Origin of the sequence: Brevundimonas fontaquae, assembly GCF_017086445.1 — a bacterium.
Classification (GTDB): Bacteria; Pseudomonadota; Alphaproteobacteria; order Caulobacterales; family Caulobacteraceae; genus Brevundimonas; species Brevundimonas fontaquae.
On sequence record NZ_CP070968.1, the window covers coordinates 173,159 to 187,408 of the forward strand.

Annotated in this window: 13 protein-coding genes; 7 read left to right on the top strand and 6 right to left on the bottom strand. The window is 68.7% G+C overall.

Translation table 11 applies throughout. The features are described from left to right. Positions 1–7: 7 nt before the first annotated feature. Positions 8–871, bottom strand: a complete 864-nt coding sequence (gene mutM, locus JX001_RS00860) for a bifunctional DNA-formamidopyrimidine glycosylase/DNA-(apurinic or apyrimidinic site) lyase (protein WP_205681922.1) — start codon at positions 869–871, stop codon at positions 8–10. Between the two features lie 121 nt (positions 872–992). Between mutM and JX001_RS00865 the strand changes: the two genes are divergently transcribed. Then, complete coding sequence (locus JX001_RS00865) at positions 993–3,044, top strand: OPT family oligopeptide transporter (RefSeq protein ID WP_174085447.1); 2,052 nt, start codon at positions 993–995, stop codon at positions 3,042–3,044. Between the two features lie 54 nt (positions 3,045–3,098). Here JX001_RS00865 and ubiG read toward each other — a convergent pair whose 3' ends face one another. Next, positions 3,099–3,920: a bifunctional 2-polyprenyl-6-hydroxyphenol methylase/3-demethylubiquinol 3-O-methyltransferase UbiG gene (gene ubiG / locus JX001_RS00870; protein ID WP_205681923.1), complete on the bottom strand. Its 822-nt coding sequence runs from the start codon at positions 3,918–3,920 to the stop codon at positions 3,099–3,101. A 56-nt stretch (positions 3,921–3,976) separates the two neighbouring features. Here ubiG and JX001_RS00875 point away from each other — a divergent pair, with 56 nt between their 5' ends. From JX001_RS00875 to JX001_RS00895, 5 genes are all read left to right on the top strand, one after another. Continuing rightward, positions 3,977–5,251, top strand: coding sequence for an aspartate kinase (locus tag JX001_RS00875; protein ID WP_017505449.1), 1,275 nt, complete (start codon positions 3,977–3,979; stop codon positions 5,249–5,251). A gap of 67 nt (positions 5,252–5,318) precedes the next feature. Continuing rightward, positions 5,319–7,577: a phosphoenolpyruvate--protein phosphotransferase gene (ptsP, locus tag JX001_RS00880; RefSeq protein WP_434082623.1), complete on the top strand. Its 2,259-nt coding sequence runs from the start codon at positions 5,319–5,321 to the stop codon at positions 7,575–7,577. A 126-nt stretch (positions 7,578–7,703) separates the two neighbouring features. Continuing rightward, positions 7,704–8,810: a helix-turn-helix domain-containing protein gene (locus tag JX001_RS00885; protein WP_205681924.1), complete on the top strand. Its 1,107-nt coding sequence runs from the start codon at positions 7,704–7,706 to the stop codon at positions 8,808–8,810. 48 nt (positions 8,811–8,858) lie between these two features. Then, positions 8,859–9,995, top strand: coding sequence for a flavodoxin-dependent (E)-4-hydroxy-3-methylbut-2-enyl-diphosphate synthase (gene ispG, locus JX001_RS00890; protein ID WP_205681925.1), 1,137 nt, complete (start codon positions 8,859–8,861; stop codon positions 9,993–9,995). Between the two features lie 129 nt (positions 9,996–10,124). Next, the gene (locus JX001_RS00895; protein WP_205681926.1) at positions 10,125–10,592 is read left to right on the top strand and encodes a PEGA domain-containing protein; all 468 of its coding nucleotides are present in this window, start codon (positions 10,125–10,127) and stop codon (positions 10,590–10,592) included. 61 nt (positions 10,593–10,653) lie between these two features. Here the strand turns inward: JX001_RS00895 and JX001_RS00900 are convergent, their stop codons facing one another. Genes JX001_RS00900 through JX001_RS00910 form a run of 3 tightly spaced genes read right to left on the bottom strand, consistent with a single transcriptional unit; the run spans position 10,654 to position 12,569 of the window. Continuing rightward, positions 10,654–11,430 (bottom strand): sulfite exporter TauE/SafE family protein, encoded by a 777-nt coding sequence (locus JX001_RS00900; RefSeq protein ID WP_112862877.1) that lies wholly within the window; start codon positions 11,428–11,430, stop codon positions 10,654–10,656. Between the two features lie 34 nt (positions 11,431–11,464). Continuing rightward, positions 11,465–11,905, bottom strand: a complete 441-nt coding sequence (locus JX001_RS00905) for an RrF2 family transcriptional regulator (RefSeq protein WP_205681927.1) — start codon at positions 11,903–11,905, stop codon at positions 11,465–11,467. Between the two features lie 58 nt (positions 11,906–11,963). Beyond that, positions 11,964–12,569, bottom strand: a complete 606-nt coding sequence (locus JX001_RS00910) for a response regulator (RefSeq protein ID WP_205681928.1) — start codon at positions 12,567–12,569, stop codon at positions 11,964–11,966. 203 nt (positions 12,570–12,772) lie between these two features. Here JX001_RS00910 and prfA point away from each other — a divergent pair, with 203 nt between their 5' ends. Next, positions 12,773–13,840 (top strand): peptide chain release factor 1, encoded by a 1,068-nt coding sequence (gene prfA, locus JX001_RS00915; protein ID WP_165114443.1) that lies wholly within the window; start codon positions 12,773–12,775, stop codon positions 13,838–13,840. Here prfA and JX001_RS00920 read toward each other — a convergent pair whose 3' ends face one another. Next, positions 13,841–14,179 carry a hypothetical protein gene (locus JX001_RS00920; protein WP_205681929.1) on the bottom strand — a complete coding sequence of 113 codons (339 nt, stop codon included), beginning with the start codon at positions 14,177–14,179 and terminating at the stop codon, positions 13,841–13,843. Positions 14,180–14,250: the final 71 nt, after the last annotated feature.

A 14,250-nucleotide genomic window follows, 5' to 3' on the forward strand; every position in this document is an offset into this window, starting at 1 on the left:
CGAAGGCTTATCGCTTCTGGCAGGAGGGGCAGTAGAAGGTGGAACGGCCGCCCTGAACGATGCGGGCGACGACGCCGGTGCATTTGTCGCCACGGCAAGGCTCACCCTCGCGGCCATAGACGTCGAACCGGTGCTGGAAATAACCCTGGCCGCCCTCGGCGTTGGCGAAGTCGCGCAGGGTCGAGCCGCCCGCCGCGATGGCGTCGTTCAGGACGTTTCGAACCTCGGTCGCCAGACGCTCCAGCCGCGCCTTCGACACCGATCCGGCCGCGACCAGGGGCGAGATGCGGGCGCGGTACAGGGCCTCGCACACATAGATATTGCCCAGGCCGGCGACGATCCGCTGGTCCAGCAGACTGACCTTGATGTTCTGTTTCTTGCCCGCGAAGGCCTCGACCAGATGGGCGCCGGAAAAGCCGTTGCCCAGCGGCTCGGGCCCCAGGCCGGCGAACCACGGATGGCTATCGATCTGATCGCTGGAGATCAGGCCCATGAAGCCGAACCGGCGCGCGTCCGCGTATCCGATGCGGGTCGCCGCCCCATCGCGGATGGCGCAGCCGCTGAAATGTTCGTGCTTGCCGGCAATGGGCGCGGCCTCCTCGAACTCGCCCAGCAGGGTTCCGTCCAGGGTGAACCGGCCGGTCATGCCCAGGTGGGTGATCCAGGTCTCGCCGATCGAGAGCGGCATCAGCAGATATTTGGCCCGCCGGTCGATCCGCAGGACCGTCGCCCCCTCCAGCCGTTCGACGAAACGCTCGGGAAAGGGAAATCGCAGGTCGGGCCGGTTGATCCGGACCCGCGACAGCCGCGCGCCCTCCAGCACCGGCGTCAGGCCGCGTCGGACGGTTTCGACCTCGGGAAGTTCGGGCATGGCCCGGTCCTAGCCCGTCCGGGTCGCGGGGCCAAGCGGCGGGGGCGCTCGCATCTGACCGCGACCAGTTGCCGCCTGCGACAGAATGCGCTTACGTCCGCGCAAACGTGGGACCTCGCATATGACAGACGCCGCCGCCGCCCCCAAGGGTCGGCTAGAACTTACGCTCCGCGCCCTGGTGCTGGGCTGCCTGCTGGCGGTAATCTTCACCGCCGCCAACACCTACCTCGGCCTGCTTGTCGGCCTGACCTTCGCCTCGGCCATTCCGGCGGCGGTGATCTCGATGGCGGTGCTGCGGGCGTTCCGCACCTCGACCATCTGGGAAAATATGACCGTCCAGACCGTGGCCTCGGTCGGCGGGGCCATGAGCTCGATCATCTTCGTCCTGCCGGGCCTGGTGATGATCGGCTGGTGGCTGGAGTTTCCGTTCTGGCAATCAGTGGCGATCTGCATCCTGGGCGGCGTGCTGGGCGTGACCTTCTCGATCCCGCTGCGTCGGGCGCTGGTCGTCAATGGCGGCCTGCCCTACCCCGAAGGCGTCGCCGCCGCCGAGGTGCTGAAGGTCGGCTCGCGCGGGGCCGAGCAGACCGAAAGCGCGGTGCGCGAGAACAAGTCGGGCCTGTGGGTCGTGGTCGCCGGCGCTGTGGTGTCGTCGGGCTACGCCCTGCTGGTCGCGGGTCGGGTCTTCGCGGGCGAAGCGGCCAAGTTCTTCAAGCTGCCCGCCGCGCTGGGCGGCGGGGCGACGGGCATGGGCTTCGGCATGCAGTTCGCCCTGCTGGGCGCCGGGCATCTGATCGGCCTGACGGTCGGTCTGGCGCAGCTGTTCGGCCTGGTGCTGGCCTGGGCCATCGCCGTGCCGATCCTGACCAGCCCGGACACCATCGCTTGGCTGACGGCGCACGGCATCCCGTCGATCGCCTCGACCCTGCCCGCCGGCGCGCCGGCCGAGGAGCTGGCGACCACTGTCTGGGCGCGCGAAGTGCGGTTCATGGGCGCGGGCGTCATCGGCGTCGCCGCCATCTGGACCCTGATCAAACTGGCCGGTCCGCTGATCGGCGGCCTGACCTCGGCGCTGGCCGCCAACGCCAAACGCGCCCACGGCGAAGTGCTTGAGCGCACCGAACAGGACCTGCCGATCAAGTTGGTGGGCGGCGTTTCGGTCGCCTGCCTGGTCGGCATCGCCGGCCTCCTGGCCTGGTTCGCCCAGAGCGCCCCGGCCCTGGCGGGATCGACGCCGCTCTTGGTGATCGGCGGCCTGGTCTATGTGGTGCTGATCGGTTTCGCCGTGGCGGCCATCTGCGGCTATATGGCCGGTCTGATCGGCTCGTCGAACAGCCCCGTGTCGGGCGTCGGCATCCTGGCCATCGTCATCGCCTCCCTGTTGATGCTGGGCGTCATGGCCATCGCCGGCGTGCCGGCCGATCCGTCGATCATCGCCTTCGCCCTGATCGTGACGGCGGTCGTCTTCGCCGTCGCCGTCATCGCCAATGACAATCTTCAGGACCTGAAGACCGGCCAGCTGGTCGAGGCCACGCCGTGGCGCCAGCAGGTGGCGCTGATCGTCGGCGTCGGCGCCGGCGCCCTGGTGATCCCCTTCATCCTGAACCTGCTGAACCAGGCCTTCGGCTTCGAAGGCGGCCCGCCCGCCATCGTGGAAGGCGCCAAGACCCTGGCCGCGCCCCAAGCGACCCTGATCTCGGCCCTGGCGCGCGGCGTCATCGGCGGCGACCTGCGCTGGGACCTGATCGGTCTGGGCGCGGCGATCGGCGTGGTCATCATCGTGCTGGACGCGGTCGTGTCGAAGGCGACCAAGGGCAAGGTCAAGCTGCCGCCGCTGGCCGTCGGCATCGGCTTCTATCTGCCGGCTGCGGTCACCACCATGCTGGTCATCGGCGCCGTCGCCGGCTGGATCTACGACAAGGCGGTCTCATCCACCCGCTACGCCGACGTGGCGCGCCGGATGGGCGTGCTGCTGGCCTCGGGCCTGATCGTCGGCGAAAGCCTGTTCGGCGTCTTCACCGCCGGCGTCATCGTGGCGACCCGGGACGACGCGCCCTTCGCCATGCTGCCCGAGGGCTCGGCCTGGCCGGCCATGCTGGCGGGCATCGTCGGCTTCGCTGTCGCGGTGTTTGGCTTGTACGCCTGGACGCGGAGCCGGGCTTCGAAGGTCTAGCGACGAGGTTCGGTCAGAAAGAAAGGCCGCCCTTCGGGGCGGCCTTTTTGCATTTCAGGCGGCGTTGCGCGTCGCGACCATCATATAGTTGATGCCCGCATCGTCGGTCTCGCTCCATCGGTCGTGAAGCGGGTCGTAGTTCAGGCCATAGGGCCCCTCGACCGTCACCGGCTCTGTGGCCAGCATCGTGCGGATTTCATCGGGCTTCAGGAACTGGCGCCAGTCGTGGGTGCCGGCCGGCACCCAGCGCAGAATGTATTCCGCCGCCACCTTGCCCAGGGCCAGCGACTTCAGCGTGCGGTTCAGGGTGGCGACCATCATCACCCCGCCCGGCCGGACCAGGCGCGAACAGGCGCGCACGAAGCTTTCGGGATCGGCGACGTGTTCGATCACCTCCATCGTCAGGACCACGTCGAACGGCCCCGCGCCTTCCGCCTCGATCTGTTCGACCGTGGCGGCGCGATAGGCGATATCCAGGCCGACCATGTCGGCGTGCGCGCGGGCCGTGCCGATGTTTTCGGACGAGGCGTCGATGGCGGTGACGTCAAAGCCCATACGCCGCATCGGCTCGGCGATCAGTCCGCCGCCGCACCCCACGTCCAACAGGGTCAGACCTTCGAACGGCGCCCGCGCCTTGGGATCGCGGCCCAACCGCGTGCAAAGCTGGTCGCGGATCAACGCCAGCCGCGCGGGATTGAAGCGGTGCAGCGGCGCGAACGGCCCGTGCGCGTCCCACCATTCGGCCGCCTGGGCCGAGAAGCGCGCCACGTCGGCGGGGTCGATCGATGCGCCGAACGCCGTTTCGGACGAATTTTGCGAAAAACCATGCCCCTGTTGGGGTAGGCGAGACGGAGCGGCGCCGTTAGAAGCGGTCATGACGCGAGGGATGAACCTTCGCGCCCTTTCACGCAAGCAGGGGGCGGAACGCCACGATGACGCGGCCCGACACGACACGACTGGTGATGAAGTTCGGCGGCACCTCGATGGGCGACCTCGAACGCATTCGCCGTGCGGCGCGGATCGTCGCGGCCGAAGTGTCGGCGGGCAAACAGGTCGCCGTCGTCGTCTCCGCCATGGCGGGCAAGACCAACGAACTGGTCGCCTGGACCGACGGCGCCGGACCGGCCGCCGCGGGCCTGCCGCTCAGCGATGACGAATATGACGTGGTGGTCGCCTCGGGCGAACAGGTGACCTCGGGCCTGTTGGCCGCGACCCTGCGCAACATGGGCTTCAACGCGCGCTCGTGGATGGGCTGGCAGGTGCCGATCCTGACCGACGACGCCCACGCCCGCGCCCGCATCATCGATATCCCCGGCGAGAAGCTGGGCGCTGCGGTCGACGCCGGCGAGATCGCCATCGTGCCCGGCTTCCAGGGCGTGACGGCGGACGGCAAGATCACCACCCTGGGGCGCGGCGGTTCGGACACGTCGGCGGTCGCCGTGGCCGCGGCGCTGGGCTGCCCCTGCGACATCTATACCGACGTGGACGGCGTCTATACGACCGACCCGCGCATCGAGAACCGCGCGCGCCGCCTGGCCAAGGTGTCCTACGAAGAGATGCTGGAGATGGCGTCCCTGGGCGCCAAGGTGTTGCAGACCCGCTCGGTCGAGCTAGCCATGGCCAAACAGGTGCCGGTCCGCGTCCTTTCAAGCTTTATCGAACCCGACGCGAATGGCGTCATGCCCGACAAGGGTGGAACCCTGATCTGCGACGAGGAGGAGATCGTGGAAAAACGTATCGTGTCCGGTGTGACCATGAGCCGTGACGAGGCCCGCATCACCCTGCTGGGCCTGTCCGACCGGGTGGACGCCCCCGCCGACGTCTTCACGCGCCTGGCCGAGGCCAACGTCAACGTCGACATGATCGTGCAGAGCCAGTCGCGCACCGCCGGAACGGTCAACCTGACCTTCACGACCGGCCGTCGCGACGCCGTGCGCGCCGCCGACCTGATGACCGCCGCCAAGGAACAGCTCGGCTTCGAGGAAATCCGCGTCGACGAGGACGTGGCCAAGGTCTCGGTCGTCGGCGTGGGCATGCGCAGCCATGCGGGCGTCGCCCAGACCATGTTCAAGGCCCTGGCCGACAAGGGCGTGAAGTTCCAGGCGATCTCGACCTCCGAGATCAAGATCAGCGTACTGATCGACGCCGCCTACGCCGAGCTGGCCGTTCGCGCCCTGCATTCGGCCTATGGTCTGGACGCAGTATAGGTGATCTGAACAGGGCGCCTATATCCACGAAAAAGGCGCGGGAGACATGATGCCGGCAGGCGGCGCGATGACCAGAGGACCCCGGATCCTCCTGCGCCAGATCCGCGAGGCTCTGGGCGGGGCCGGCGCGGGCGCGACGCCGGCGCAGGACCGGCTGAACATGGTCGTCAAGATCATCGCCCGGTCGATGGTCGCCGAGGTCTGCTCCATCTATCTGCGTCGCGCGTCGGGCGAGCTCGAGCTGTTCGCCACCGAGGGTCTGAACCCCGACGCCGTGCACAACACCCGGCTGCGGCCCGGCGAGGGCCTGGTGGGCGAGGTGGCGCGGATGGCCCAGCCCATCAGCCTGTCGGACGCGCCGTCGCACCCGTCCTTCTCCTATCGCCCCGAGACTGGCGAAGACCCCTATCACGCCTTCCTGGGCGCCCCGCTGCTGCGCGGCGGTCGGGCCATCGGCGTCCTGGTCGTTCAGAACCGCACCGAGCGGCGCTATGACGAGGAAGAGGTCGAGGACATCCAGACCATCGCCATGGTCCTGTCCGAAACGGTGTCGTCGGGCGAACTGCTGGCCCAGGACGAACTGCGCGACGTGGAGCTGGCGCCGCACCGGCCCGAGCGGCTGAAGGGCCAGAAGTTCGCCGACGGCCTGGCTTTTGGCCATGTGGTTCTGCACGAGGCGCCGCTGGCGCCCGAGAAGTTGCTTTCCGATGACCCGGCGATGGAGGAGGCGCGGCTAAAGCTGGCGCTGGCCACGCTGAAGAGCGGCCTGGACGTCATGCTGGACAAGGGCCAGGGCCTGGCCGGTCCGTCGTTCGAGGTTCTGGAAACCTATCGGATGTTCGCCGACGACCGGGGCTGGAACCGGTCGCTGGAAGAGGCGGTGAGGAACGGTCTGACGGCCGAGGCGGCGGTGGACCGGGTCAGGAACGAACACCGCGCCCGCTTCGCCCAGGCGCGCGACCCCTATATCCGCGAACGGCTGCACGACTTCGAGGATCTGGCCAACCGGCTGCTGCGGGTGCTGGCGGGCGACAAGCCGGGCGAGCGCGAACTGCCCGACGACGCCATCCTGGTGGCGCGAAACCTGGGCCCCGCCGACCTGCTGGAATATCCGCGCGATAAGCTGAAGGGGCTGTTGCTGGAAGAGGGTTCGGCCGCCAGCCACGCCGCCATCGTTGCGCGCGCGCTGCAGATCCCGTGCGTCGGTCGTCTGATGGGCCTGCGCGACCGACTGTCGGAAGGCGACATGGTCATCGCCGACGGCGAGACCGGCGAGACCTATCTGCGCCCCCGTCCCGATATGCTGGAGGCGGTGCAGTCGCGCATGGCCGTGCGCGAACAGCGCCAGGCCGAGTTCGCCCAGCTGCGCGACGTGCCGGCCGTGACCCTGGACGGTCAGCGGATCACGGTTCTGACCAATGCGGGTCTGGCGGTCGATCTGGAAAACATGGTCGAGACGGGCGCCGAGGGCATCGGCCTGTTCCGCACCGAGTTCCAGTTCATGGTCTCGGACGAACTGCCCCGGCTGGACGCCCAGACGGCGCTCTACAAGCTGGTGCTGGACGCAGCGGGCGACAAACCCGTCACCTTCCGCACCCTTGACATCGGCGGCGACAAGGTCCTGCCCTATCTGGAGGCCGAGCGCGAAGAGAACCCCGCGCTGGGCCGCCGCGCCATCCGCCTGGGTCTGGACCGGCCGTCGCTGTTGCGGATGCAGCTGCGGGCGCTGCTGGCGGCGGGGGCGGGGCGCGAACTGCGCGTCATGTTCCCCATGATCGCCACGGTGGACGAATTCCGGGCCGCGCGCGAGCTGGTCGATATCGAATGCGCCTGGGCGCGGCGTCGCGGGCGCGCCTTGCCCGCCCTGCTGCGCGTCGGGGCGATGGTCGAATGCCCGTCCCTGTTGTGGCATCTGGACGCCCTGTTGCCGCTGACGGATTTCGTCTCCATCGGCACCAACGACCTGTTCCAGTACATGTACGCGGCCGACCGGACCAATCCGCTGGTGTCGGATCGCTACGACCCGCTGTCGCCGCCGACCCTGCGGGCGCTCCAGACCATCCAGAAGGCCTGCGCCGACACCGGCACGCCGGTCTCGATCTGCGGCGAACTGGCGGGACGGCCGCTGGAGGCCTTCGCCCTGATCGTGCTGGGCTTCACCCGACTGTCGGCGCCGGCGGGCGGTGTCGGGCCGGTCAAGCGGATGATCCTGTCGGCGGACCTGAATGCGGCCCGGCGCGGCATGGCCAATCTGCTGAACCTGTCCACGGGCTCGGTTCGAAACGAGATTGAATCCCTGGCGCGCAAGCTGAACGTCGCCGTCTGATCCCAGGCGTCTGGACGCTGGTGTCTGGACGCAAGGGCGGCGTTGCTGGTCGGCGCGCAATCGTCTATCTCGGGCCCTGTGAACGGCGCGTCGGCGCTGTGTTTCCCGGACATGGGGTCAGGCGTCATGACGCTGAATGCGGGGGTCGCCCCCGAGGCGATCGAAAGCATTGCGGACCGGCCGGATCCGACGGCCGCCTTCGTCGACGCCGCGACCCTGGGCGACGGTTTTCGGGCCGCCCGCGAGCGGTCGGGAAAGTCGCCGGCCGAACTGGCAGCAGAGACCAAGGTGCATCGCCGGTTCCTGACCGCCCTGGAGCAGAACGACTGGTCGTCCCTGCCCTCGCGCGTCTTCGCCCTGGGCTATGTAAGGGCCTACGCCTCGGCCCTTTCGCTCGACGAACAGACCGCCGTCGAGCGATTCAAGCGCGAGAGCCCGGACACCTCCGTGCCGCTGAAGGCGCCCATCGGCATCGCCTTCGAGGACGTGAAACGCCATTCGCCGCGCATCGTCGCTGGCATCGCCGCCGTGGTGGTCGCCGTGATCGGCTGGAACGTGTTCCAGCGCGCCAGCCTGCATCAGACCGCCCATCCGTCCGATATCGCCGCCGTGCCAAAGACATGGACCGGCGCGGCCGATCCGGATCCGCAGGTCGCGCTCAGCGCACCCATGTCCGCGCCGCCCGACCAGACGACGCCGGCCCTCTACATCACGCCGGGGCTGGAGGCCGAACTGACCGGGGTCGATCCGACCGATCCGGCCGTGATCGCCGCCGCCGCCAATCCGGAGCCGGTGCAGAAGGCGTTCAACCCGCGCGGGGCCGTCTATGGCGCCTCGGCCAACGCCTCGATGGTGGTGATCCAGGCCAAGACGGCCGGCGCCCTGGTCGTTCGGCTGGGCGACGGTCAGGCCCTGTTCGCGCGCCAGATGGCGCCGGGCGAGGCCTGGCGCGCGCCCATCGGCGTGGCGGCGACGGTGGACGTGTCCGACCCGGCGGCTTTCGACGTCTTCCTGAACGGCGAATACGGCGGACCGCTGGCCGGCGTGCTGACGCCGCTGGCGCAGTTGAACAGTCGCGCGGACCAGGCGGCCAAGGCGCTGGCCGCCAGCCAGGCGCGCGCCCAGGTCCAGGCTCAGGCCGCCCAGGCTCAGGCCGCTCAGGCCCGGACCCAGGCGGCCGCGACGCCCTCCCCCGCGCCCGCGCCCTCTTCACCCGCCCCTGCGCCGAACTGATGCGACGGCCGTGGTCCCGCCGTCATCAACGGCCTATATGATGCTCCCATGAGCGACCACACCCACGTCCGACCCTGGCGCCACATCGAGCGTCGCAAGAGCCACCAGATCCGCGTCGGCTCCGTCCTGGTGGGCGGCGACGCCCCGATCAGCGTCCAGTCGATGACCAATACGCCGACGACGGATGCGGCGGCGACCATCGACCAGATCCGTCAGTTGGAAGAGGCCGGCGCCGACATCGTGCGCGTCTCCTGCCCCGACGTGGAATCGACCGCCGCCTTCAGGACCATCGTGCGCGAGGCCAAGGTTCCCTTGGTCGCCGACATCCACTTCCACTACAAGCGCGGCATCGAGGCGGCCGAGGCGGGCGCCGCCTGCCTGCGCATCAATCCTGGCAACATCGGTTCGGCCGACCGCGTCCGCGACGTGATCCAGGCGGCCAAGGACAATGGCTGCTCGATGCGGATCGGCGTCAACGCCGGCTCGCTGGAAAAGGAACTGCTGGAAAAATACGGCGAGCCCTGCCCCGACGCCATGGTCGAGAGCGCGCTGAACCACGCGCGCATCCTGCAGGATCACGACTTCCACGAGTTCAAGATCTCGGTAAAGGCGTCCGACCCGTTCCTGACCGTCGCCGCCTATCAGCAGCTGGCGGAGGCGATCGACTGCCCGCTTCATCTGGGCGTGACCGAGGCGGGGCCGTTGCGCACCGGCACCATCAAGTCCGCCATCGGCCTGGGGTCGATGTTGTGGGCCGGGATCGGCGACACCATCCGCGTGTCCCTGGCCGCCGATCCCGTCGAGGAGATCAAGGTCGGCTTCGACATCCTGAAGTCGCTGGGTCTGCGCCACCGTGGGGTCAACATCATCGCCTGCCCGTCCTGCGCGCGTCAGGGCTTCAACGTCATCGAGACGGTGGCGGTGCTGGAAGAGAAGCTGGCCCATATCTCGACGCCCATGAGCCTGTCGGTGATCGGCTGCGTCGTGAACGGACCGGGCGAGGCCCTCTATACCGACATCGGCTTCACCGGCGGCGGCAAGGGCGCGGGCATGATCTATCTGAACGGCAAGATCGCCCACAAACAGGCCAACGACGGCATGATCGACCACATCGTCGATCTGGTGGAACAGAAGGCCGCCGAACTGGACGCCGCACGCGCGGCGGAGCTTCAGGCGGCCGAGTAGCGGTCGCTCCGCTCTGGTTGCAGAAACCGGGCGCGCGTCACAAACCTGTGATTGACGGCCGCGGGTCTGCGTGCGACCTGTGCGTCAGGTTCGGCCGGGGGGCCGTCCCGTTAATCCACTGAGGGGCCCATGATTTCCAAAAACGCCGCACGCCTTGGCGTGCGTCTACTCGCGCTTGCCGGCGTAGCGCTTTCGCTGCCTGCCTGCGCAACCGTCACGCGCGGCTCCAGCCAGCAGTTCACCGTCGAAAGCACGCCGCCCGGCGCTCAGGTCAGCACGTCGAACGGCTTTGAATGCCAGGCGACGCCTTGCACCTTCCGCATGCCGCGCAAGGACGGTTTCCGCATCACGGTCGCCAAGGAAGGCTATGTCTCGCAGACGCACGAGATCACCAGCAGCATTTCCGGCGCCGGCGGAACGGCCATGGCCGGCAACATTCTGGTCGGCGGCATCATCGGCGGGGCCATCGACGCCACGTCCGGCGCCATGAACGACCTGAAGCCCAATCCTTTGGTCGTCACCCTGCGCACGCCGGCTGAAGAGGCGGCGGCGGCCCGCACTCCGGCCCCGACCACCGGCGCGCCGGGCGGTCAGTAGCCGAAGACCCGCGATTGAACGTGAGACGGCGGCGGGTGCGAGCCCGCCGCCGTTTTTCGTTTCAGATCACCTTGAACAGCCGCAAGGCCTGATAGCCGGCGGACAGGAGCACCACAGCGCCGACGCCGTAGGTCAGGGCGCGGCGCGGGGCGATGCGGGCGATGACGCCGGCGAAGGGGGCGGCGATCAGGCCGCCGATGATCAGGCCCAGCACGGCCATGGCGTGGGTGGAGAAGCCCTCCGCCTCTTGCCAGTGTCCCGTCAGCAGGGCGACGAGGAAGGTCGCGGAGATGGCGGAGGTGACGAAGAACTCCGCCGTATTGGTGGTGCCGATCGAGACGCGCGGATCCTGGCCCGTGCCGACCAGGGTGGTGGTGACCGTGGGTCCCCAGCCGCCGCCGCCGATGGCGTCGAAGAAGCCGCCGACCAGACCCAGAGGGCCGGCGAACTTGCGCGGGAAGATCCGCTCACGTGTCTGACGCGTGGCGCGCCAGATGATCACGACGCCCATGATGGCCAGATAGGTGGTGATGAAAGGCTTCAGCAGATCCCCGTCGATGCTGGTCAGGACAAAGGCGCCGAGCCCGCCGCCGACGACGCCGCCGAGCGCCAGCGGCACGAACAGTTTCCAGTTCACATTCTTATTGACCGTATGGGACCCGGCCGACGCCGCCGTGGTGAAGACCTCGGCGGCGTGGACGCTGGCCGACGCCGTCGCGGGCGGCACGCCGAACGACAGCAGGACGGTCGAGGAAATCACGCCATAGGCCATGCCCAGCGCCCCATCCACGATCTGGGCCAGAAAACCGACGGCGAGGAAGAGCAGGAAATCTTGCATGGCGTCCTCTGCAATAGGAGGCGAACGGTGCGGGCTATCTCCCTAGTCGGTCAATAGGAGAAGAATTGACGGCGGCTTGCAGAAGAGTTCGCGCCTCGAAGACGGCGGCGATCGCGTCGCGACCGTCCTGAAGCACGGGCTGCAACGGACAGGTCTTGACATCCGGGCAGGTCTCGCACGGGCCGTAGGCGGTGCGCGAGGCGCAAGGCGCGAGGGCCAGCGGGCCTTCCAGCGCGCGGATGACGTCGGCGAAGCTGATGGCGTCGGCGGGCGCGCCCAGCGCATAGCCGCCCGCCCTGCCCCGCTTCGAAGCCAGCAAACCCTGACGACGCAGATCAAGCAGGATGGCCTCTAGGAACTTTCGCGGAGCCGCCGCCGCCTCGGCGATCTCGGCGATGGTCGCGGGGCCGCCGTCCGGCAGACTGGCCAGATGCACCATGGCGCGCAGGGCGTAGCGGGACCGGTTCGACAGCATGATCCGTGATCGCCCGCCTGAGCCCCAGACGCAAGCTGTGGGGAGCTCGATCCGATCCTCAGGCGAGCCGCGCCACCGCCTCCAGAATCTGCGCGCCGTTATAGGGTTTCAGCACCAGGGCCTCGGCCATGTCCGCATTCTTCGCTGCGGCGGCCACATCGCCGGAAATGAAGATGACCCGCACGGCCCAGCGGTCGGTCAGGACGCGGGCCAGTTCCACCCCGGTCATCTCGCCCGACAGATTGATGTCCAGCAGGGCCGCATCGATGCTGTGCAGCGCAGCGGCGGCCTCGGCGGCGGCGGCGCTGTGGAACGGGCCGACGACATTGTGGCCCGCCTCGGTCAGCAGTTCGGTCAGGGAGGCGGCGGCGTCGGGATCGTCCTCGACCACCAGCAGGGTCAGGGCCTCGACCTCGGCCGGCGCCGTGGCGTCAAGCGGCGCCTGACGCGTGACGACGGCGCGAAGGTCGCGCCAGACCTCGGTCGAGGGGCGGTCGGTGTCCAGATCATAGATGGCGGCCATGGCCTTCAGTTCGCGGGCGTCTTCGGGCGACAGGTCGCCGCCGGTCTCGGCCAGACGGCTGTCGTACAGGCGGCACAGGCGATCGACGCTTTCGGCGACCTCGGCGGCGTCCGGCTGCGACGGGGGCGGGCGATCGAACATGGCGTCCTCCTGACGGCTGGTCGGCCTCAACTAAGGGTTCGAACGGCTCGCGTCACCGCGACTGACGCCATCGTGACCCGGTTGTCATCGCCGATCACAAGCGCGGCGCCGGCGCTGGCCCACGCCCGACACGGCTTGCAATCGACACGACGCCCCCCGGCGGGTAAGGACGGCGCTCCGCTTTTTCTCAGGACATTTCCCTCTTGCGACTGCCCCAGGCCCGTCTCGATCAGGTGCTCGACCGTTTCCACGAGGTGGAGGCGCGCATGGGTTCGGCGACCGACGGCGCCGAGATCGTGCGGCTGTCCAAGGAGCACGCCGAGCTGAAGCCCGTCGTCGATGCGGTTCAGGGCCTGGCCCGGGCGCGCGCCGAAATGGCGGATCTGGAGGCCATGACGGCCGATCCGGAAATGGCGGCGATGGCCGAGGAGGAGCTGCGGGCGCTGACCGACAGGCTGCCCGATCTGGAACGCGAGGTCGCCCTGCTGCTGGCCCCGCGCGACGCCGACGAGAACGCCTCGGCCGTACTGGAAGTGCGCGCCGGCACCGGCGGGGACGAGGCGGCCCTGTTCGCTGGCGACCTGTTCCGCATGTATTCGCGCTACGCCTCCACGCGCGGCTGGCGGATCGAGCTGGATTCGGCGACCGAGGGCGACGCCGGCGGCTATAAGGAAATCATCGCCACGGTGACGGGCGAAGGCGTGTTCGGCCGGCTGAAGTTCGAGAGCGGCGTTCATCGGGTGCAGCGCGTGCCGACGACCGAGTCGCAGGGGCGCATCCACACCTCCGCGGCGACGGTGGCGGTCCTGCCCGAGGTCGAGGACGTGGAGATCGAAATCCACGACAAGGACATCCGCATCGACACCTTCCGCGCGTCAGGTTCGGGCGGTCAGCACGTCAATACGACCGATTCCGCCGTGCGCATCACCCACCTGCCCACCGGCATCATGGTGACGTCGTCGGAGAAGTCCCAGCACGTCAATCGCGACAAGGCGATGAAGAACCTGCGCGTGCGCCTGTACGACATGCAGCGCCAGGCCAAGGATCTGGCCCGCTCGGACAGCCGCAAGTCGCAGGTCGGGTCGGGCGACCGGTCGGAACGGATCCGCACCTACAACTATCCGCAAGGGCGCGTCAGCGATCACCGCATCAACCTGACCCTGCACAGCCTGCCCCAGATCATGGAAGGCGATATCGATCCGCTGCTGAACGCCCTGATCGCCGAGGACCAGGCGGCGCGTCTGGCCGACCTGGAAGCCGAGTTCGGCTGATCATCCCAGGACGCCGGTCAGCGGCAACCACAGCACCACGCCGGTGACGGCCGTGTAGGCGGCGAAGGCATGCACCGACTTCAACCGGCCGCTGGCCAGCGGGCTGTCGAGATCGGCGCGGTTGACCCACAGCAGATAGGCGGCCTGGATCGCCCAACCGGCGAGGAACGCGACCACGGCCCAGGCGCTGAGCGCCGCCAGCGCCACGCCCGACATCAGCACCACTACGCCGCCCAGGGCGATCACCCCGTCTGCGATCCGATCGTCTGCGGGAACGGCGATGACGCCGGACAGGGCCCGTTGCAGACGCCAGTTGAGCAAAGCCTGATACAAAAGCATCAGTCCGCCCAAGACGTAGAATACCCCGATTGCGCGCGCCGCCCACTCCATGTCCGAAATAAGGCGCCATT